Source organism: Streptomyces sp. NPDC059002 (genome assembly GCF_042740435.1).
In the GTDB taxonomy this organism is placed as follows: Bacteria; Actinomycetota; Actinomycetes; order Streptomycetales; family Streptomycetaceae; genus Streptomyces.
Genome location: NZ_JBHYJI010000003.1, coordinates 277023 through 297808, shown reverse-complemented (window position 1 = coordinate 297808; position 20786 = coordinate 277023). Strand labels below are relative to the sequence as shown.

Annotated in this window: 18 protein-coding genes; 14 read left to right on the top strand and 4 right to left on the bottom strand. The window is 70.9% G+C overall.

Features of this window, described 5'->3' with window-relative positions; all coding sequences use genetic code 11:
• Positions 1-207: 207 nt before the first annotated feature.
• The 3 genes from ACFWZ2_RS05070 to ACFWZ2_RS05060 all read left to right on the top strand — a co-directional run bounded on the left by ACFWZ2_RS05070 (position 208) and on the right by ACFWZ2_RS05060 (position 3093).
• The gene (locus ACFWZ2_RS05070; RefSeq protein WP_384541954.1) at positions 208-1053 is read left to right on the top strand and encodes a hypothetical protein; all 846 of its coding nucleotides are present in this window, start codon (positions 208-210) and stop codon (positions 1051-1053) included.
• Positions 1054-1316: 263 nt separating this feature from the next.
• Positions 1317-2678 carry a hypothetical protein gene (locus ACFWZ2_RS05065; RefSeq protein ID WP_384541951.1) on the top strand — a complete coding sequence of 454 codons (1362 nt, stop codon included), beginning with the start codon at positions 1317-1319 and terminating at the stop codon, positions 2676-2678.
• Positions 2679-2814: 136 nt separating this feature from the next.
• On the top strand, positions 2815-3093 hold the full coding sequence (locus tag ACFWZ2_RS05060) for a hypothetical protein (RefSeq protein WP_384541948.1): 279 nt from the start codon (positions 2815-2817) through the stop codon (positions 3091-3093).
• A 204-nt stretch (positions 3094-3297) separates the two neighbouring features.
• Here the strand turns inward: ACFWZ2_RS05060 and ACFWZ2_RS05055 are convergent, their stop codons facing one another.
• Positions 3298-3786 (bottom strand): MarR family winged helix-turn-helix transcriptional regulator, encoded by a 489-nt coding sequence (locus tag ACFWZ2_RS05055; protein ID WP_384541945.1) that lies wholly within the window; start codon positions 3784-3786, stop codon positions 3298-3300.
• Positions 3787-4044: 258 nt separating this feature from the next.
• Here ACFWZ2_RS05055 and ACFWZ2_RS05050 point away from each other — a divergent pair, with 258 nt between their 5' ends.
• Positions 4045-4878 carry a lysozyme gene (locus tag ACFWZ2_RS05050; RefSeq protein WP_384541943.1) on the top strand — a complete coding sequence of 278 codons (834 nt, stop codon included), beginning with the start codon at positions 4045-4047 and terminating at the stop codon, positions 4876-4878.
• A gap of 67 nt (positions 4879-4945) precedes the next feature.
• On the opposite strand, the gene lon is transcribed toward ACFWZ2_RS05050, so the two are convergent.
• Positions 4946-7405 carry an endopeptidase La gene (gene lon / locus ACFWZ2_RS05045; protein WP_384541940.1) on the bottom strand — a complete coding sequence of 820 codons (2460 nt, stop codon included), beginning with the start codon at positions 7403-7405 and terminating at the stop codon, positions 4946-4948.
• 172 nt (positions 7406-7577) lie between these two features.
• Here lon and ACFWZ2_RS05040 point away from each other — a divergent pair, with 172 nt between their 5' ends.
• From ACFWZ2_RS05040 to ACFWZ2_RS05020, 5 genes are all read left to right on the top strand, one after another.
• Positions 7578-8444: an oxidoreductase gene (locus ACFWZ2_RS05040; protein WP_384541937.1), complete on the top strand. Its 867-nt coding sequence runs from the start codon at positions 7578-7580 to the stop codon at positions 8442-8444.
• Positions 8445-8748: 304 nt separating this feature from the next.
• The gene (locus tag ACFWZ2_RS05035) at positions 8749-9408 is read left to right on the top strand and encodes an RNA polymerase sigma factor (RefSeq protein ID WP_384541935.1); all 660 of its coding nucleotides are present in this window, start codon (positions 8749-8751) and stop codon (positions 9406-9408) included.
• A 40-nt stretch (positions 9409-9448) separates the two neighbouring features.
• Positions 9449-10411: a zf-HC2 domain-containing protein gene (locus ACFWZ2_RS05030; protein WP_384541932.1), complete on the top strand. Its 963-nt coding sequence runs from the start codon at positions 9449-9451 to the stop codon at positions 10409-10411.
• A complete protein-coding gene (locus ACFWZ2_RS05025; RefSeq protein WP_384541930.1) occupies positions 10408-11040 on the top strand; it encodes a hypothetical protein in 633 nt (210 codons plus the stop codon). Before ACFWZ2_RS05030 ends, ACFWZ2_RS05025 begins: the two co-directional genes overlap by 4 nt.
• Positions 11037-11729 (top strand): ATP-binding cassette domain-containing protein, encoded by a 693-nt coding sequence (locus ACFWZ2_RS05020; RefSeq protein WP_384541927.1) that lies wholly within the window; start codon positions 11037-11039, stop codon positions 11727-11729. The genes ACFWZ2_RS05025 and ACFWZ2_RS05020 overlap by 4 nt, the downstream gene beginning before the upstream one ends.
• A gap of 7 nt (positions 11730-11736) precedes the next feature.
• Here the strand turns inward: ACFWZ2_RS05020 and ACFWZ2_RS05015 are convergent, their stop codons facing one another.
• Positions 11737-12534: a rhomboid-like protein gene (locus tag ACFWZ2_RS05015; protein ID WP_384541924.1), complete on the bottom strand. Its 798-nt coding sequence runs from the start codon at positions 12532-12534 to the stop codon at positions 11737-11739.
• A 249-nt stretch (positions 12535-12783) separates the two neighbouring features.
• Between ACFWZ2_RS05015 and ACFWZ2_RS05010 the strand changes: the two genes are divergently transcribed.
• The 5 genes from ACFWZ2_RS05010 to ACFWZ2_RS04990 all read left to right on the top strand — a co-directional run bounded on the left by ACFWZ2_RS05010 (position 12784) and on the right by ACFWZ2_RS04990 (position 19773).
• Positions 12784-13461 carry a spermidine synthase gene (locus ACFWZ2_RS05010; protein ID WP_384541921.1) on the top strand — a complete coding sequence of 226 codons (678 nt, stop codon included), beginning with the start codon at positions 12784-12786 and terminating at the stop codon, positions 13459-13461.
• Positions 13462-13528: 67 nt separating this feature from the next.
• Complete coding sequence (locus ACFWZ2_RS05005) at positions 13529-14269, top strand: response regulator transcription factor (protein ID WP_135330435.1); 741 nt, start codon at positions 13529-13531, stop codon at positions 14267-14269.
• A 13-nt stretch (positions 14270-14282) separates the two neighbouring features.
• Positions 14283-15362 (top strand): sensor histidine kinase, encoded by a 1080-nt coding sequence (locus tag ACFWZ2_RS05000; RefSeq protein WP_384541918.1) that lies wholly within the window; start codon positions 14283-14285, stop codon positions 15360-15362.
• Between the two features lie 276 nt (positions 15363-15638).
• Positions 15639-19445: a multifunctional oxoglutarate decarboxylase/oxoglutarate dehydrogenase thiamine pyrophosphate-binding subunit/dihydrolipoyllysine-residue succinyltransferase subunit gene (locus ACFWZ2_RS04995; protein ID WP_384541916.1), complete on the top strand. Its 3807-nt coding sequence runs from the start codon at positions 15639-15641 to the stop codon at positions 19443-19445.
• A 145-nt stretch (positions 19446-19590) separates the two neighbouring features.
• Positions 19591-19773, top strand: coding sequence for a DUF6104 family protein (locus ACFWZ2_RS04990; protein WP_383971853.1), 183 nt, complete (start codon positions 19591-19593; stop codon positions 19771-19773).
• A 21-nt stretch (positions 19774-19794) separates the two neighbouring features.
• Here ACFWZ2_RS04990 and ACFWZ2_RS04985 read toward each other — a convergent pair whose 3' ends face one another.
• Complete coding sequence (locus tag ACFWZ2_RS04985; protein ID WP_384541913.1) at positions 19795-20721, bottom strand: TIGR03620 family F420-dependent LLM class oxidoreductase; 927 nt, start codon at positions 20719-20721, stop codon at positions 19795-19797.
• Between the last annotated feature and the right edge of the window lie 65 nt (positions 20722-20786).

The following is a 20786-nucleotide window of genomic DNA, read 5'->3' as shown; positions in this document are numbered from 1 at the left end:
CGGGCAAGTCCCGGATCCCCGGGCATCCCGCCCGCGCGGTGCGCCGGTTGGACGTCGCCCACAGGCTTTGGCAGGATGCGCCGCCACACCCCGTCGGAGGTGATCATTCCGGTCGAATTCCGGCGCGTGACCTGCCGGTACAGGCCAATCCTCCACCGCTTTGCGGCGTCTGGTGGGCCTTGTGAAGGGCTCGTGCAGACTGGCCGAATGCGTATCGAACTCGCCACCGAACCAGGCGACCCCGCACGCCCCAACGAGGACTACGCGTCGGTCGCGCTTCCCGCTTCCGGACAGGGCGGATCGCTCGTCCTCCTGGACGGCGTCACGCCGCCCGAGGGGTCGGTGGGCTGTCTGCATTCCGTCCCTTGGTTCACCGCGCGACTCGGCGGCGCACTGAACGAACTGTCCGTTTCACTCCGGGATATGACGCTCCCTGAGGTCCTCGCGGCGTCCATCTCGCGTACCGCCGACGCCCACAGTTCAACCTGTGACCTTTCTCACCCACGTACACCTCAAGCCACCGTGGTCCTCGTGCGGTGGGACGCGGAGCGCGTCGAGCATCTGGTCCTCTCCGACTCGGCACTCCTCCTCGCCGGACCGGACACCGGGGTGACCGCCGTGCTCGACCGGCGCCTGGCCGAACTGCCGCCCGCCGTGCGGGCCCTGCGCGACCAGGTGCGCGCCCTGCCGCGCGGCTCCGCCGAGCGCGATGTGGCGGGCCGCGCCTACGCGGCGGCGGTCGAGGCGCTGCGCAACGCCGAGGACGGCTTCTACACCGCCGCCGCCGACCCGTCGGCCGCCCTGCACGCGGTCACCGGCGTATCCCCCAGGGCGGACGTCACGGCGGTGGCGGCCCTCACCGACGGGGCGGGCCGCTGGGTCGAGGCGTTCCGCGAGGGCGACTGGGCCGACTGCTTCACCCTGCTGCGCAAGCAGGGCCCGCAGCACCTGATCGACCGCGTACGGGAGTTGGAGTCTGCGGACCCGGACGGCGTGAACTTCCCGCGCGGGAAGCGGCACGACGACGCGGCGGTGGTGTACGCGGAGTTCTGAGAGGTGATGTACACGGAGTTCTGAGAACCGTCGGCCGCCCCACGTTTCCGCGTTTCAAAGCACCCACGATCGAGAAGAAACGGCACGACATCAATTCCCCCCTCTCCCCATCCCCTTCACCTTCCTCATCCCGAGAACATTTCAACTGAAGCAGAGATAAGGAATTCGGAGTTGAAATTCCGAACCGTAGAAGGGAAGGATCTGGAGCCGAGGGAGCCGCCCGGCCACATCCGGCCGAGCGCCCACGCATGAAAGGGAATTGAATGTCGCGCAGGGCAGTCATCTTCGGCGCGGTGCTCGCCGCCGCGCTGGCCGTCACCGGCTGCGGATCGGGCGAGCAGGACGACGGCGACGGGGGTGGCAGCGGTTCGGGGTCCTCGGCCGTCGACGCGGCGTTACTGGGCAAGGTGCCCACCCCCAAGGTGAGCGAGATGGCCGGCGCGATGGGGATGTGGACCACGGAAAAGAACTTCGTGAAGGCCGACTTGAAGAAGTTGTCCGGATATCCGCTGACCGGCGGGAAAGCAGAGTGGCAGATACCGCTCGGCGGAGAGGTCTGCTGGTCGTCGCCGCAGGCCACCAAGGACGGCCTGATAGCGGTCCTCTTCAAGAACGACAAGGACGATCCCGCGGTCTGCACCGAAGTGGGCCTCGTGGATCTCAACAAGGGCAAGCTGCTCTGGCAGAAGCAGGGCCGCGACACCTACGGCGGCCGCCAGATGTTCGACGAGGTGACCATCGGCGGCGGGACCGTCGCCGCGGCGGGCACCGGCGGCAGCGCGGGCTGGACGACGGGCGGCAAGCCCCTGTGGTCGCCCGCCACCACCGAGGACGAGAAGTGCCCGGCGAAGGGCTTCGCGGGCGAGGACGAGAAGCTGGTCGTGGTGCGCGACTGCGGCGACACCGACCACCCGAAGCTCACCCTGCAGACCGTCGAGCCCGCGACGCGCGCGGTGAAGTCGGCGTACGCGTTCGAGCAGGGCATCGAGGACGCCCATGTGGTCTCCGCGGAACCGCTGGTGGTCGCGGTCGACGACGGCGACTCCCCCGGCGGCTCCGGCATCACCGAGTTCCTGACGGTCGACGACACGGCCCCGCGCGGCAAGCTGCTCGGCTCGATCGGCACGAAGGGCGGCAAGTACGGCAAGTACGACGCCGAGTGCGCCACCACGAACGTCACGGACTGCACACAGCTCGCGGTCGACAGGAAGTCCGGCACGCTCTTCATCGGCACGCGGGACCCCGGCGCGGGCTCCGAGGGCGACAACGACATCGTCGCCCTCGACCTGAAGACCGGAAAGAAGAAGGGCACGGTCCAGGGCACCGCCGCGGGCAGGCTGATCCCGGTCGGGATGGACGCGGGCGGCAAGGTCGTCGCGTACCAAGAAGCCGACATCGTCGGGGAGACGGGCGGCGCGGTCTGGCGGATCGACCCGGCCACGTACAAGAAGACGAAGGTCATGCAGAACCCGGGCGCGAGCTACGAGATGGAGGCCCGCTTCGAGACGGACCGCCGGCTCCTGTTCGCCGGTGAGCGCCTCTACTTGGGCGCCGACCACGTCAGCGAGCCCTCCGAGGTCTACAAGGAGAAGCAGCCGCTGGCGGTCGTCTTCGGCGCGAAGTAGTCACCTCTCGCACGGTGTGGGCACCGCGACCGGTCGTCGCGGTGCCCATGTCGTCCACTCCAGAAGGGCAGAGGCAGCGTAAATACACCCGTGCCACTGCGAGGCGTGAAGCGCGCCACCCGGCATCGGCGCGCTGGTGGACGCGGTCGGCGGCGGAGTGGACGCGCTCGGGTGGGTCGGCGACGGTGTCAGTGCCTTCACGAAACTGGCCTCGGGGGACGCGGTCGGGATGTGGGGTGACGTCGCCGGGTTCAACGGCGGCGGCCTCTTCTTCGTCGGCTGCGAAGCCGTCATGCTGGGCGGCACCGTTCCGACGGCCGGAGCGTCGACCGTGGGCGGTCAGGCGGTCTGCTTCGCCGGCTCATGGGGAGCGGGCGAAGCAGCCTCGAGTGTCGTCGAATGGGCTGCCGGCTAGCACGTGACCTGCTGGGGTGGAACCCGGAAGAGGCTGAACATTTTCGCCCTGTTAGGGGTCGTACTCTTCACCATCATGACTCTGTCCATGGGAAAACCCCGGGGATGGATCGTCGTCGCAGGCTTCGCCCTTTTCTGGGCATGGTTCACCTTCATCCTGAGACGCATGAGGAAGGGACAACCGTAAGCAGGGGCTTCGCGCCGCTCACGTGTCCGCGCTCGCGTTCAGCTGGCCAAGGAGTCGGGCGAGTTCGGCGACCTCGGAGCGGTCCCAGCCCGCGAGGCGGCGGACGTACTGGGCGCGGCGGCCGGCCCGTACCGTGCGGAAGCGGGTGCGGCCGTCGGGGGTGAGCTGGATGAGCCAGGCGCGGCCGTCGGCGGGGTCGGGTTCGCGGGCCACCAGGCCGAGTTCTTCCAGGGCGCGCAGCTGGCGGCTCATCGTGGCCTTGCCGACGCCGATGTACGCGGCGAGGTCGGTGGCCCGCTGCGGGCCCGCGTCGTCCAGGCAGACGAGCAGGCCGTAGGCGGCGGGCTCCAGGTCGGGGTGGACCTGGCGGGCCATCTCGCCGGACGAGGCCCGTGCGCGGCGCATCAGGAGGGACAACTCCCGTTCGAGGGCGAGGAACTCACTGTCCACCCCTTGTTCGGCGCCGTCCCGCGCACCGCCCGTCACGCCCTCTTCTGCAGCACCCATGTCCCGCTTTCCCGATTCTGAAAGTTATCGCCGGATGACCCTCGCTCCGCAGCCGTCATGACAGCGGCCTGACCAGTATTTCGCAAGGTCGGGACGGTGCCGCCCCTCCGGTGCCGTCAGTGGAGTGGACCAACGGCAGAACCATCGCCCTCTTCCCTCACACCGGTCTACGTGCGTAGCTTTTCAAGTGACATGTTCACACCACTACATGTCGACAGGTCCCCACCGAGCACCACCGAGGCCTTCGGAGGCACGCACATGCCCGTGCACAGACCCGGACCGGCCCGCCGCTCGCGCTTGTCGCCGGCGGCGGTTCTCCTCGCCGTACTGTCCGCCCTCTCCCTCCTCCTGACGCTCCCCACGGCGGCCCAGGCGGACGACGTCCCCGACCGCGGCACCGCCCGGCTCGGCCAGGGCGTCATCGAACACGACGGCCAGGGCGGCCTGCCCGCCGGCGGTGACGCCACCCAGACCGAGGGCGTCGACGTCAGCAGCCACCAGGGCAACGTCGCCTGGTCGACGCTGTGGAACAGCGGAGTGAAGTGGGCCTACGTCAAGGCCACCGAGAGCACCTCGTACAAGAACCCCTACTTCGCCCAGCAGTACAACGGCTCGTACAACGTGGGCATGATCCGCGGCGCGTACCACTTCGCCACCCCCGACACCTCCAGCGGCGCCACGCAGGCCAACTACTTCGCGAGCAACGGCGGCGGCTGGTCGCGCGACGGCAAGACGCTGCCGGGCGCGCTCGACATCGAGTGGAACCCGTACGGCGCGGCCTGCTTCGGCAAGTCCCAGTCCGCGATGGTGAGCTGGATCAGGGACTTCCTGACCACCTACAAGTCCCGCACCGGGCGCGACGCCGTCATCTACACCGCCACCAGCTGGTGGAAGCAGTGCACCGGCAACTACAGCGGCTTCGGCGCCAGCAACCCGCTGTGGATCGCCCGCTACGACACCAGCCCCGGCGAACTCCCGGCCGGCTGGGGCTTCCAGACGATGTGGCAGTACACCTCGTCAGGGCCGACGGTCGGTGACCACAACAAGTTCAACGGCGCCCTCGACAGGGTGGTGGCGCTCGCCAACGGCTGAGCCCGCGACGGAGCGGCCCACCCCGGTGCCGGGGCAGGCCGCTCCTCGCCGTGGCCGCGCGGCGGGCCTACGCGGCGGCCGGGACCCTCACCTCGGCCTCCGTGAGGGCCAGTTCGAGCACCTGCCGGACGTCCGTGACCGCGTGCACGTCGAGCTTCTCCAGGATCTCGGCGGGTACGTCGTCGAGGTCCGGCTCGTTCCGCTTCGGGATGATCACCGTGGTGATCCCGGCGCGGTGCGCGGCGAGCAGCTTCTGCTTCACGCCGCCGATCGGAAGCACCCGGCCGGTCAGCGAGATCTCACCGGTCATCGCCACGTCCGTACGGACAAGCCGCCCGCTCAGCAGCGACGCGAGGGCCGTCGTCAGCGTGACGCCCGCGCTCGGCCCGTCCTTGGGCACCGCGCCCGCCGGGAAGTGGATGTGCACGCCCCGGTCCTTCAAGTCGCCGACCGGCAGCTCCAGTTCGGCGCCGTGCGAGCGCAGGAAGCTCAGCGCGATCTGCGCCGACTCCTTCATCACGTCGCCGAGCTGACCGGTGAGCGTGAGCCCCGACGCCCCGGTCTCCGGGTCCGCGAGCGAGGCCTCCACGAAGAGGACGTCGCCGCCCGCCCCGGTGACCGCGAGCCCGGTCGCCACGCCCGGCACCGCGGTGCGCCGCTCGGCCGGGTCCTGCGCCGACTCGGGCACGTGGTGCGGCCGCCCGATCAGGCCCCGCAGATCCTCGTCGGTGACGGTGAACGGCAGCTCCCGCTCGCCCAGTTCGTGCTGGGCCGCGACCTTGCGCAGCAGCCGTGCGACGGACCGCTCCAGGTTGCGTACGCCCGCTTCGCGCGTGTACTCGCCCGCGAGCTTGCGCAGCGCGCTCTCGTCGAGGACCACCTCGTCCTTGTCCAGACCCGCCCGCTCCAGCTGGCGCGGGAGCAGGTGGTCGCGGGCGATGACGACCTTCTCGTCCTCGGTGTAGCCGTCGAGGCGGACGAGCTCCATGCGGTCGAGCAGGGCCTCCGGGATGGCTTCGAGGACGTTCGCCGTGGCGAGGAACACCACGTCGCTCAGGTCGAGTTCGACCTCCAGGTAGTGGTCGCGGAAGGTGTGGTTCTGCGCCGGGTCGAGGACTTCGAGCAGCGCGGCCGCCGGGTCGCCCCGGAAGTCCGAGCCCACCTTGTCGATCTCGTCGAGGAGCACGACCGGGTTCATCGACCCGGCCTCCTTGATGGCCCGCACGATCCGCCCGGGCAGCGCCCCCACGTACGTACGACGGTGTCCGCGGATCTCCGCCTCGTCGCGCACGCCGCCGAGCGCGACCCGCACGAACTTGCGGCCCATGGCGTGCGCGACGGACTCGCCGAGCGAAGTCTTGCCGACGCCCGGAGGGCCCACCAGGGCGAGGACGGCGCCGCCGCGGCGCCCGCCGACGACCCCGAGACCGCGGTCCGAGCGGCGCTTGCGCACCGCGAGGTACTCGGTGATGCGCTCCTTCACGTCCTGAAGGCCGGAGTGCTCGGCGTCGAGGATCTCCTGGGCGCCCTTGATGTCGTACTCGTCCTCGGTGCGCTCGCTCCACGGCAGTTCGAGGACGGTGTCCAGCCAGGTGCGGATCCAGGAGCCCTCGGGCGACTGGTCGCTCGCGCGCTCCAGCTTGTCGACCTCCTTGAGGGCGGCCTCGCGGACCTTCTCGGGCAGGTCCGCCGCCTCGACGCGGGCGCGGTAGTCGTCGGACTCCTCGGCTGCGTCCTTGCTGTCGCCGTTGAGCTCGCGCAGCTCCTTGCGCACGGCGTCCAGCTGGCGGCGCAGCAGGAACTCGCGCTGCTGCTTGTCCACGCCCTCCTGCACGTCCTTGGCGATCGACTCGGCGACGTCCTGCTCGGCGAGGTGCTCGCGCAGCTGCTCGGTGGCGAGCTTGAGGCGGGCGACCGCGTCCTCGGTCTCCAGGAGTTCGACCTTCTGCTGGGTGGTGAGGAACGGCGAGTAACCGCTGTTGTCGGCGAGCGCGGAGACGTCGTCGATCTGCGTGACGCGGTCGACGACCTGCCAGGCGCCGCGCTTCTTCAGCCAGCTGGTGGCGAGCGCCTTGTACTCCTTGACGAGCTCGGTGACGGCACCCGGGGTGGGGCCTCCCCTGCTCGAACGGAGTTGAGAGCTTGGGGAAGGCTCGGGCACCGAGTCGTCGATCTTCAGGCCCTCGACCCACAGGGCCGCGCCGGGGCCGGTGGTCCCGGCGCCGATGCGCACCCGGCTCCGGCCGCGGATCAGGGCGCCCGGGTCGCCGTCGGAGAGCCGTCCGACCTGCTCGACGGTGCCGAGCACACCGGTCGACGCGTACGTCCCGTCGATCCGCGGAACAAGCAGCACCTTCGGCTTGCTCTCACCACTGGACCGGGCGGCGGCCTGTGCCGCCTCCACCGCGGCTCGTACGTCGGCGTCGGACAGGTCGAACGGCACCACCATGCCGGGCAGGACGACCTCGTCGTCGAGCGGCAGCACGGGCAGAGTGAGCGGTGCGTACGCGGCGGACTCAGCAGACATGATCTCCCCTTCGGCATTCAAGTTGAGCTGTACCGACTCAATGCTTATGAGCTCCACGATGTTCCCCACAGCGTGTTCGCTGTGAGCGATCACGGAAAACCCGTTGTCCATCGCCCCGGGGCCGCACCTAGGGTTCCTCGCGGCAATCACGACGACATCGCAGGTGGGGAGCATGATGACCGAGCAGCGCGACGGGGCGGACGAGGCAGCGGGCGGCCGGGTCTGGTTCATCACCGGAACCAGCTCGGGCCTGGGGCGGGCGCTCGTCCGTGCCGCGGTCGCGCACGGCGACCGGGTGGCGGCCACCGCCAGGGACACCGCCGCCGTCGACGACCTCGTGGCACTCGCGCCCGACCGGGTCAGGGCCCTGCGTCTGGACGTGACCGACGCCGATTCGGTGCGGGCCGCGGTGGCAGCGGCGGAGGATGCCTTCGGCCGGATCGACGTCCTGGTGAACAACGCCGCGTACGGCCTCCTCGGCGCCTTCGAGGAACTGAGCGAGGACCAGCTGCGCGACAACTTCGAGACGAACGTCTTCGGCGTCATGACGGTCACCCGCGCCGTCCTGCCGCTGATGCGGAGGCGGCGGTCGGGCCGCATCGTCCAGATGTCGTCCGTGAACGGCGTGGTCCCCGGCCCCGGCGGCACCGCGTACGTCGGCACGAAGTACGCCCTCGAAGGGATCTCCGCGGCCCTCGCGGCCGAGGTCGCCCACCTCGGCATCCGCGTCACCGTCGTCGAACCCGGCCCGTTCCGCACCGACTTCGGCGGACGCTCGCTGCGCTGGGGCACGCCGATGGAGGACTACGCCGAGATCATCGCGCCCGCCCGCAAGGCGCTGGAGGCCACGCACGGCACCCAGACCGGCGACCCCGACCGCGGCGCCGCGGCGATCGTCGCCGCGGTCGGCCTCGACGAGCCGCCCCTGCGACTCCCCCTCGGCGCCGAGGCGTTCGACTGGATCCGGGCCCATTTCCTGTCCCGGATCGAGGAGTTGGACCAGGTGAAGGACCTCGGCTCGGACACGGCCTTCCGCTGACCGCTGCGCGCGCCCGCCCTCCCGGGGAGCCCCGTAAGGGCCGCAGGGAACGACGAGGCAAGCCCCGCAAGGGGCGCGGGGAACTGCGCAACAAGCCCCCACAGCCCCGCGGGCACAACGCAACCAGAACACCCCCCAAGCCCCCCGCAGGGGCCCGCGCACACCCACCCCCAGCCCCACGCAGCAACACGCCCCTTCCCCCGACGCGGAACCAACACAGAGCATGCAACCGATAGCGGTGCGTGACTGCACTTGTCGCCGCGGCTGGGGAGGCCGCGGACCGCGAACCAAGCATCGGGGCACCATGACGTCAACTCCGGCCCATGAGGCGGGACATCCGGCCCACGAGGCAGGCCGATCCTCGTACGACGCACGGCTGATCCAGGCCGTCGCGGCGGGCGACACCCGCGCGCTGCGGGAGCTGATGACACGCAACAGCCCCTGGCTGCAGGCCAGATTGCTGAACCGCCGCATCACGCCGCACATCGTCGACGACGTCCTCCAGGAGACCTTCATCGCCGTGCACCACGGCGCGCGCACCTTCCGGGACACCAACGCGCGCGGCTGGCTCTGGACCATCACGCAGCGCAAGCTCATCGACCAACTCCGCTGCCGGGGGCGGCAGGACGCGCTCACCCGGCGCGAGAAGGAGCGGTCCTGGCACGAGCGGCCGCTCGTCGCGCCGTCCGCCGAGGACACCGCGCTCGGCTCCACGCTCACCGGCACGTCCGTCGGCGACGCCCTCGCGATGCTGTCCCCCGAGGCCCGGCAGGTCCTGACCCTCCGCTACATCGACGGTTTCAGCGTGCGCGAGACGGCCGTACGGCTCGGCGTGTCCGAGGGCACCGTCAAGAGCCGGGCGAGCCGGGGCTGCGAGGAACTCCGGGTCCGGCTCGGCGTGCTGGACGGCGCGCGGGAGTCCGGGGGTGACGATGCGGAACCGATCCCCGGCCTCGGCCGATAGCCCTGACACGGAACCGAAGGAGAAGGAACCGGGACCCTCGATGACCTCACCACCCGCCGCATCCCCGCCCGCCGTGCCGCTGCCGTCGCGGCCCGGCTGCCTGCCCCGCTCCTGGCTGTCCCGCTACGCGCTCGGCACGCTCCCGGACGCCGCGCTGTACGCCGCCGAGGAGCATCTGGACGCCTGCGACCACTGCACGGGCCTGCTCGTACGGGAGGTGCGCGGCGGGCCGTACGGGGCGCGGCTCGACGGGGTGCACGCGCGCGTGCTCGCGGCGGTCCTCTCCGGGGCCCCGGCGGACGCGCCCGCGCCGGGTGCCGGGGCCGTCCGGTCCGGGCCGCGCGCCCGGGCGCTGTCCGCCTTGCGGGCCGCGCCCGCGCTGCGCTGGTCCTGGGCGGCGGCGCTGCTCGCCGTCTGTGCGGCGGGGGTCGTCCTCGCGCGACTCGCCGCGTCCCGCGAGCTGAGCACCGGAGGGCTGCTTCCGCTGCTCCTCATGGGGGCGCCGCTGCTGCCGCTGCTCGGGGTCGCGATGAGTTACGGGCCGCGCGCCGATCCCTTCCACGAGGTCGCCTCGGTGACGCCGTCCGGCGGCCTGAAACTGCTCCTGTGGCGGTCCGGTCAAGTCCTCGCGGTCTGCCTGCCGTTGCTGACGCTGACGGGGTTCCTGCTGCCCAGCGGTGACGGTGCCCTGAGCGCGGCGGCGTGGCTGCTGCCCGCGCTGGGCATGGCCCTCGCGACTCTGGCGCTCGGCTCGTGGCTGGGGTGCGGGCCCGCCGCCGTGCTGACGGGCGGCGGCTGGCTCCTCGCCGTCGGCGTGCCGCTGGCCGGTCGCCTCGCCGTACGCCGGGACCTGCGCCCTCCCTTCGGCGAAGCCGCGCAGGGGGCACTGCGCCCCCTCATGGACACAGTGGCCCAAGGCACCTGGACCGCGATCGCCCTGACCTGCTGCGCCGTCCTGTACGCCCGCCGCCACTCCTTCGACGGGGCGGGGCCGGGCCGGTGAGGCTGCTCCCGCTGCGGGCCATCGCGCCGCACACCCGTGCCGGAGGCGCAAGCCGTGACCTGTCCCGGCGAGCCCGCACGAGCCCCCTGCTCACGGAACTCCGCCGCGGCCCCGCCGCAAAGGCGTTCCTGGCCATGGCCCTGTGGGCGGGGGCGATGCGCACGACGGGCGACACCCAGCCGTGGCTGGCGAACCTCGGCCTGCTCGCCACCCCCTCCCTCCTCGTCCACGCCGGCTGGCACGGCGCCCGTGAGCGCCATTCCCGGACGATCTGGCTGCGCCACACCGCCGTACGGTCGACGACGCACCGCTTCCTGCTGGCCGCCGCCCCCGCCACCCTGTGGCCGGTCGCCGCCGCGCTCCCGTGGCTGCTCGCCACGCCAGGTACCGGCCTGGAGGAGTTCCTCGTGTTCGGCGTCAGCTTCGGCGTCGTCGTGGGGCTCGGCTCGTTCGTCGCGTTCGCGCTGGGCCGGCTGCTGCCCTTGCGGATCGTCGTCCCCGCCCTCGCCGTCGGCGGCTATTTCCTCGCGTTCTACTTCGTCGCCGGGTTCATCCTGACGTCGGGGTCGGCCCCGGAACGGTCGCCCGACCCGCCCCCCGCCGTGTCTCCCAAGGAGCCGAGCCCGTGATCGTCGCCCGTTCCCTGACCGTCCGTCATCGCCGCCGTACCGCCGTCGACGGCATCGATCTGCGTCTTGCTCCCGGCGTGCACGGCCTGCTCGGCCCGAACGGCGCGGGCAAAACGTCTCTGATCCGGGTCCTCGCCACCGCCGCCGAGCCGTCCGCCGGGCGGCTCACCCTGCTCGGCGAGGATCCCTCGCACTACGCGGGCCTCATCGCCGTACGCCGCCGTCTCGGCTATCTGCCCCAGGAGTTCGGCGTCTACCGGCACTTCACGACCCGTGAGTTCCTCGGCTACGCGGCCTGGCTCAAGGACGTGCCCGCCCGCGAGGTGCCCGCGGCCGTCGAGCACGCCGCGCACCGCGTCGGGATCGCCGACCGCCTCGACGCCAGGCTGCGTACGCTCAGCGGCGGCATGAAGCAGCGCGTCGGCATCGCCCAGGCCATCGTGAACGACCCCGCCCTGCTGCTCCTCGACGAGCCGACGACCGGGCTCGATCCGGCGCAGCGCGCGCACTTCCATCAGCTCCTGCGCACCATCGGCGAGTCGGCGACCGTCGTGGTCTCCACCCACCTCATGGAGGACATCACGGGCGCCTGCGACGACGTGCTCGTCCTCGCGGACGGCCGGATCCGGTTCCACGGCGCGGTGGAGACCCTGGCCGCGCTCGGCGGGTACGCCGCCGTGCTCTCGTGAGCGCGCCCTACGTACGCACCCGCCTGAGCAGCGGCCAGGTCGACACACCGATCGCGAGCGAGAGCAGATGGCCCCAGTTCGTCATGGGGTCGGTGAACGCGATCAGGTCGTCCAGCAGCATCCAGCCGAAGCCCGCGAGGACCGTCCAGCGCAGCCAGGGCGTGAGCAGGCCCGCGAGCGCTCCGACGCTGGCGGCCACGCCGAAGCTGATGCCGTAGTCGAGGCGGTGCAGCGAGCTGTCGGGCAGATGCCCCGCGAGCACCGAGAGCCCCACCGGCACCTCCGTCGCGAGCGTGGCGACGGCATGGCCGAACAGGAAGACACCGGCGGTGCGCCAGCCGCCGATACGGCGTTCCAGCGCGGTCAGGACGAGCAGGAACCCGATCGCGTACGGCGATGTGATGCCGCCCGCGATCCACAGGGCGCTGGCGACGAGGACCAGCGCGGGGCTGTGCGCCAGGTTCACCACGTCGGTGCTCGAACCCTGCAGCAGCGCGTAGACCAGATTCGGGTCGGCGTACTCGGTGAGCAGGGAGGTGGCCGTGAGGACCAGGGCGTAACCGAAGGTGAAGGGGGTGCCCTTGGGAGTGGGCAGGAGGCGCCAGGGGCGGAAGCGGCGGCGGGGACGGGTCGTCAGCTCCGCGGCGCCGGACGTATCGGTGTGCTCGTTCCGTTCCGGGGCGGGGGCGCGGCCGTCCGCCGGTGGGGACTGCGGGTTCGCCTGGCGGGGGATCGCGTTCAGGGCGGGCCGCTCGGGGTCCTTGGACCCGGGCATGGCTTCCAAGGACTTCACGCTCTGGTTCACGGGTGAGGCGCTCCTTCCGTCCCGTCCCACCCTTTGCCCCTTTTTCCCGCCGTGTCTATGACCGACGCCACGTGAGGGGCGATTCACAGCAACCTGAGAGGTTTGTTCTGCGTTGCCGCTCGCTCGTCGTCCATCGTCACGGGGTCCGATTCCGTGTTCGACCCCGCCCGGTCGTTGCGTTCGGGAACTCGACGGACGGCCAGGTCAGACGCGGCACGCTCCGTACGGCGCTCTTCTACCCTGGGCGCCATGCACACCCACACCACCGCCCCCGTCGTCCTCGACCGGCGCGAGGGCCCGTACGGCGAGGTCGTACTGCGGCGCCACGGTGAGCTGCTGCAGATCATCGCCAACGGCTGTTTCCTGATGGACACTTCGGACGGCCGTTCGGAACGGCTGCTCGTCGACGCCGCCCGCGACGCCCTCGACGACCGCCCCGCGCCCGGCGTCCTGATCGGCGGTCTCGGCGTCGGCTTCTCCCTCGCGCACGCCGCCGCCGACCCCCGCTGGGGGCGCATCGCCGTGGTCGAGCGCGAGCAGGCGATCATCGACTGGCACCGCGAGGGACCGCTCGCCGGACTCTCCGGCGCCGCACTCGCCGATCCGCGCACCGAGATCCTGCACACAGACCTTGTCGCGTACGTCTCCGGAACCCGGGACACCTACGACGCGCTCTGCCTCGACATCGACAACGGCCCCGACTGGACGGTGACGGAGGGCAACAACTCCCTTTACTCGCCAGCCGGTTTGGCCGCCTGCAAGGAACGCCTGAATCCCGGCGGAGTACTCGCCGTCTGGTCCGCCCAGCCCTCGTCCGCTTTCGACGACGCTCTACGGAATGCCGGATTCTGTGGGGTACGCACCAAAGAGATCCCCGTTGCCCGAGGCGTCCCCGACGTGGTTCATCTCGGCGTCAGGGCTGCGTAGCCGAGGTGCCTTCGCGCCCCGTACCCTGCTGACCGAACACATAGCGATCAGTGTCAGGGGCGGGGCGATGGAGCAGACACACACCTCCCACAACGGCGCCACGGCGGCGATGCCCGGTGCCCAGCGCCGGGTGCTGGTGGTCGAGGACGACCCGACGATCGTCGACGCCATCGCCGCCCGGCTGCGGGCCGAGGGTTTTGTCGTGCAAACAGCGGGAGACGGTCCCGCGGCGGTCGACACCGCACAGGCCTGGCAGCCCGATCTGCTGATCCTCGACATCATGCTGCCGGGCTTCGACGGCCTGGAGGTGTGCCGCCGGGTGCAGGCCCAGCGGCCCGTCCCGGTCCTCATGCTCACCGCGCGTGACGACGAGACGGACATGCTGGTCGGGCTCGGCGTCGGCGCGGACGACTACATGACCAAGCCGTTCTCCATGCGGGAGCTCGCGGCGCGCGTGCACGTCCTGCTGCGCAGGGTCGAGCGGGCCGCGCTCGCCGCGACCACGCCCCGCAGCGGCATCCTGCGCCTGGGCGAGCTGGAGATCGACCACGCCCAGCGGCGGGTGCGGGTGCGCAGCGAGGACGTCCATCTGACGCCCACCGAGTTCGACCTGCTCGTCTGTCTGGCCAATACGCCGCGCGCGGTGCTCTCGCGCGAGCAGCTGCTCGCCGAGGTGTGGGACTGGGCCGACGCGTCCGGCACCCGCACCGTCGACAGCCACATCAAGGCACTGCGCAGGAAGATCGGCGCGGAGCGGATCCGTACGGTGCACGGCGTCGGGTACGCCCTCGAGACGCCCACTCCGTGAGGCGGGCCCTGCGATGAGCGGGCCCTTCGGAGGGCTGCAGCCGTTCTCCATCAAGACGAAGCTCGGCGCCCTCGTCGTCGTGTCCGTCTTCATCACCACGGGCCTGCTCCTGGTGGCGATGAAGACCGAGACGGAGCTGCGCTTCATCACCGTCTTCTCGGTGATCGCCACGCTGCTCATCACGCAGTTCGTCGCGCACAGCCTCACCGCGCCGCTCGACGAGATGAACGCGGTGGCCCGCGCCGTCTCGCACGGCGACTACACGCGCCGGGTGCGCGGCGCCGACCGCCGCGACGAGCTGGGCGACGTGGCCTCCACCATCAACCGCATGGCCGACGACCTGGAGGCCCAGGACCAGCAGCGCAAGGAGCTCGTCGCCAACGTCTCGCACGAGCTGCGCACCCCCATCGCGGCGCTGCGCGCGGTCCTGGAGAACGTCGTCGACGGTGTCTCCGCCGCCGACCCCGAGACCATGCGGACCGCCCTGAAGCAGACGGAACGCCTCGGCAGGCTCGTGGACACCCTGCTCGACCTGTCCCGCCTCGACAACGGCGTCGTCCCCCTCAAGGCCCGCCGCTTCGAGGTGTGGCCCTATCTGTCGGGCGTCCTGAAGGAGGCCAACATGGTCGCCTCCGCGCGCGCGGGCATCGCATCGGGCTCCGGCAGCCATACGCGTACGGACGTCCATCTGCACCTCGACGTGTCGCCGCCCGAGCTGACGGCCCACGCGGACGCGGAGCGGCTGCACCAGGTCGTGGCGAACCTCATCGACAACGCGGTCAAGCACAGCCCGCCGCACGGCCGCGTGACGGTGCGCGCCCGGCGCGGCCTCGACCCGGAGTCCCTGGACCTGGAGGTGCTCGACGAGGGCCCCGGCATCCCGGAGTCCGAGTGGCACCGCGTCTTCGAGCGCTTCAACCGGGGCAGTCACGCGGGCTCCCCCGCGCACGGGCCCGGCAACGACGGCGGCACGGGTCTGGGCCTCGCCATCGCGCGCTGGGCGGTCGATCTGCACGGCGGTCACATCGGAGTGGCCGAATCCCCTCGTGGCTGCCGGATCCAGGTCACCCTTCCGGGCCTGCCCGAAGTGTGAAGTTGACGTAGGGTTCGAGACGGAAGCGGACCACGGGCGGATCTCTGCCCCGCCCGGACGCCGCCGCCGCGCGAAGACGTCCCATCGGCGTACCCGCGCGGCCATCTGGCGTTGCAGAACCTCGCTTGTTTCCCGCCATTTACAGCCCCGAAACCCTCGTTCCGGTGTGACTTACGCGACGGATGACCGGCCCGGTCTGCACCTCGCGCCGATGGAGGCGTAGCCTTTATTTCCGCTGTCCATCACCTTGTGAAGCGGAAGAGGGCGGTTACCGCCGTGTCGCCACAGTCCCCCAGTAACTCGAGCATCTCGACCGACCAAGACGGTCAGGGCAAGGACCCTGCTGCTGCCTTCGGTCCCAATGAGTGGCTCGTCGACGAGATCTATCAGCAGTACCTCCAGGACCCGAATTCGGTCGACCGAGCCTGGTGGGACTTCTTTGCCGACTACAAGCCGGGGGTGGGCGCTTCCGTAGCCGCCGCCCCGGTGAAGCCGGCGGGTGACGCGGCCGCGGGGGCCGCGTCCACCAACGCTCCCGCCGCCCCGGCGCAGCCCGCGGCCCCGGCCGCGCCCGCCGCCAAGGCTCCCGCGCCCGCTGCTCCGGCCGCTCCGGCCGCCGCACCCGCGAAGCCCGCGGCCGCCGCTCCGGCCCCCGCCGCAAAGCCCGCAGCCGCGAAGCCCGCCGCCAAGGCCGCGCCCGCGACGGAGGCCCCGGCCGGTCCCGAGTACACGACGCTGCGCGGCCCCGCCGCCGCCGTCGCGAAGAACATGAACGCCTCCATCGAGGTCCCCACCGCCACGTCGGTGCGCGCGGTCCCGGTGAAGCTGCTCTTCGACAACCGCATCGTCATCAACAACCACCTCAAGCGCGCCCGCGGCGGGAAGATCTCCTTCACGCACCTCATCGGGTACGCGATGGTGCAGGCCATCAAGGCCATGCCGTCGATGAACTACTCCTTCGTGGAGAAGGACGGCAAGCCGACCCTGGTCAAGCCGGAGCACATCAACTTCGGCCTCGCCATCGACCTGGTGAAGCCCAACGGCGACCGCCAGCTGGTCGTCGCGGGCATCAAGAAGGCCGAGACCCTGAACTTCTTCGAGTTCTGGCAGGCCTACGAGGACATCGTCCGGCGCGCCCGCGACGGCAAGCTGGGCATGGACGACTTCACCGGTGTGACGGTCTCGCTGACCAACCCCGGCGGCCTCGGCACCGTCCACTCGGTCCCGCGTCTGATGCCCGGCCAGTCGGTCATCATGGGCGTCGGCTCCATGGACTACCCGGCCGAATTCCAGGGCACCTCCCAGGACACCCTGAACAAGCTCGGCATCTCGAAGGTCATGACGCTCACGTCGACCTACGACCACCGGGTCATCCAGGGCGCCGCCTCCGGCGAGTTCCTGCGGATCGTCGCGAACCTCCTCCTCGGTGAGAACGAGTTCTACGACGAGATCTTCAAGGCGCTCCGCATCCCCTACGAGCCGGTCCGCTGGCTCAAGGACATCGACGCCTCGCACGACGACGACGTCACGAAGGCCGCCCGCGTCTTCGAGCTGATCCACTCCTACCGGGTGCGCGGCCACGTCATGGCCGACACGGACCCGCTGGAGTACAAGCAGCGCAAGCACCCCGACCTGGACATCACCGAGCACGGCCTCACCCTGTGGGACCTGGAGCGGGAGTTCGCGGTCGGCGGCTTCGCCGGCAAGTCGATGATGAAGCTGCGCGACGTCCTCGGCGTGCTGCGCGACTCGTACTGCCGCACCACCGGCGTCGAGTTCATGCACATCCAGGACCCGAAGCAGCGCAAGTGGCTGCAGGACCGCATCGAGCGCCCGCACTCCAAGCCGGAGCGCGAGGAGCAGCTGCGCGTCCTGCGCCGCCTGAACTCGGCGGAGGCCTTCGAGACCTTCCTGCAGACGAAGTACGTCGGCCAGAAGCGCTTCTCCCTGGAGGGCGGCGAGTCCGTCATCCCGCTGCTCGACGCCGTCATCGACAGCGCCGCCGAGTCGCGTCTGGACGAGGTCGTCATCGGCATGGCCCACCGCGGCCGCCTGAACGTCCTCGCCAACATCGTCGGCAAGTCGTACGCCCAGATCTTCCGCGAGTTCGAGGGCAACATGGACCCCAAGTCCATGCACGGCTCCGGCGACGTGAAGTACCACCTGGGCGCCGAGGGCACCTTCACCGGCCTGGACGGCGAGCAGATCAAGGTCTCGCTCGCGGCCAACCCGTCCCACCTGGAGACGGTCGACCCGGTCATCGAGGGCATCACCCGCGCCAAGCAGGACATCATCAACAAGGGCGGCACGGACTTCACGGTCCTGCCCGTCGCCCTGCACGGTGACGCGGCCTTCGCGGGCCAGGGTGTGGTCGCCGAGACGCTCAACATGTCGCAGCTGCGCGGCTACCGCACGGGCGGCACGGTCCACATCGTCATCAACAACCAGGTCGGCTTCACCGCCGCCCCGGAGTCGTCGCGCTCCTCCATGTACGCCACCGACGTGGCCCGCATGATCGAGGCGCCGATCTTCCACGTGAACGGCGACGACCCCGAGGCCGTCGTCCGCGTCGCCCGCCTCGCCTTCGAGTTCCGCCAGGCGTTCAACAAGGATGTGGTCATCGACCTCATCTGCTACCGCCGCCGCGGGCACAACGAGTCGGACAACCCGGCGTTCACGCAGCCGCTGATGTACGACCTGATCGACAAGAAGCGCTCGGTGCGCAAGCTCTACACCGAGTCCCTCATCGGTCGCGGCGACATCACCCTCGAAGAGGCCGAGCAGGCGCTGCAGGACTTCCAGGGCCAGCTGGAGAAGGTCTTCACGGAGGTCCGCGAGGCCACCGCGCAGCCGACCGAGGCCGAGGTGCCCGCGCCCGAGGCCGAGTTCCCGGTCAAGCTCGACACCGCGATCTCCCAGGAGATCGTGAAGCGGATCGCCGAGTCCCAGGTCAACATCCCCGACCGGGTCACCGTCCACCCGCGCCTGCTGCCGCAGCTGCAGCGCCGGGCGACGATGGTCGAAGAGGGCACGATCGACTGGGGCATGGGCGAGACCCTCGCCATCGGCTCGCTGCTTCTTGAGGGCACCCCGGTCCGCCTGTCGGGCCAGGACTCGCGACGCGGCACGTTCGGCCAGCGTCACGCGGTGCTCATCGACCGCGAGACGGGCGAGGACTTCACGCCGCTCCTGTACCTCTCCGAGGACCAGGCGCGCTACAACGTCTACGACTCGCTGCTCTCCGAGTACGCGGTGATGGGCTTCGAGTACGGCTACTCGCTGGCCCGCCCCGAGGCTCTGGTGATGTGGGAGGCGCAGTTCGGCGACTTCGTCAACGGCGCGCAGACGGTGGTGGACGAGTACATCTCGGCCGCCGAGCAGAAGTGGAACCAGCACTCCGGCGTCACGCTGCTGCTGCCGCACGGCTACGAGGGCCAGGGCCCGGACCACTCGTCCGCCCGCATCGAGCGCTTCCTCCAGCTGTGCGCGCAGAACAACATGACGGTCGCCATGCCGACGCTCCCGTCGAACTACTTCCACCTCCTGCGGTGGCAGGTGCACAACCCGCACCACAAGCCGCTGGTCGTCTTCACCCCGAAGTCGATGCTGCGCCTCAAGGCGGCCGCCTCGAAGACGGAGGAGTTCACCAGCGGTGGCTTCCGCCCGGTGATCGGCGACTCGACGGTCGACCCGGCCGCGGTGCGCAAGGTGGTGTTCTGCGCGGGCAAGCTCTACTACGACCTCGAGGCGGAGCGCGTCAAGCGCGGCGCCACGGACACGGCCATCATCCGCATCGAGCGCCTGTACCCGCTGCCGGGTGCCGAGCTCCAGGCGGAGATCGCCAAGTTCCCGAACGCCGAGAAGTACCTGTGGGCGCAGGAGGAACCGGCGAACCAGGGCGCATGGCCCTTCATCGCCCTCAACCTCATCGACCACCTGGACCTGGCGGTCGGCGCCGACCTCCCGCACGACGAGCGCCTGCGCCGCATCTCGCGTCCGCACGGCTCGTCCCCGGCGGTCGGCTCGAAGAAGCGCCACGAGCAGGAGCAGGAGCAGCTCGTCCGCGAGGTCTTCGAGGCCTAGGCCGCAGCGGTCGTACGTCCGGTGGGCCCGGCCCCGAGTGCTTGTCGCTCGGGACCGGGCCCACCGGCGTTCACCGCCCGGTGAGGCGCCACGCGCCCTCCGCATACGATGAAGAGCCAGAGACCGTCCGCACCAGGAGCATGAGTTGTACTTCACCGACCGTGGCATCGAGGAGCTGGAGAAGCGGCGCGGCGAGGAGGAGATCACCTTCGAGTGGCTCGCCGAGCAGCTCCGCGCCTTCGTGGACCTCAACCCGGACTTCGAGGTCCCGGTCGAGCGCCTGGCCACGTGGCTGGCGCGGCTCGACGACGAGGACGAGGACGAGTAGCAACCGTCCTCCGACGGGTCCTCACCGGCCGAGCAGGGCGGGGGCCAGCTCCCGCCACTGCGGCAGCGGCAGCGCGGCCGGATCCTCGGTCAGCACCTGTACGCAGACGTGGTCGGCCCCCGCGTCGACATGCTCCCGCACGCGCGCGTGGACCGTGTCCACGTCTCCGTAGGCGACGATCGCATCGACGAGACGGCGGCTCGGCCGCCCGCCCGCCAGGTCCTCGTCACCGAATCCCATGCGACGTACGTTCGCCTCCTGATGGGCCGCCATCGTGGCGTAGCTCGCGACGTGCGCCGTGGCCACCTCGCGGGCCCTGTCGACGTCCGTGTCGAGGACGACGGCCTGCTCGACGCCGAGGAACGCGTCGGGCCCCATGGTCCTGCGGGCCAGCGCGGTGTGCTCGACGGGCACGAAGTACGGGTGGGCGCCCCAGGTCCGCTCGGCGGCCAGCGCCAGCATCTTCGGGCCGAGGGCGGCAAGGACGCGACGCGGCGCCGGATCGGGGACGGGGCCGTGCGCCGGGGCGGCGTCCATGGAGTCCAGATAGCGGCGCATCGTCGACAGCGCCTTCCCGCGCGCGGGGACCGGATATCCGTCGATCTCGTGGACGGTGTCGTCGACCCGGTGGCCGCCGAGGCCGAGCAGATAGCGCCCGGGGAACGCGTCGCCGAGCGCGCGCTCCGCCATCGCCATGGCGAGCGGCTCACGGAAGGCGATGTTGGCGATGCCCGAGGCGACGACGGTGCGGCGGGTCGCGGACAGCAGCAGCCAGGCCTGCCCCACGGTGTCCCGCCCGAAGCCCTCCCCGTACCAGATCGCCCCGTACCCCAACTCCTCGATCTCCGCGGCGGCTTCGCGCACCCGTCCCGCGGGCTGCCCCTCGAAGGCAAAGGTCCAGATCCCGGCCCGGCCGAGCCCCGTCCGCGCCAAGGCGTCGTCGCTCATCGCATCCTCCTCGCTCGTCAGGTCACATTCGGAGAGGTTCTCCGTTTGCCGGATGAGACAATACG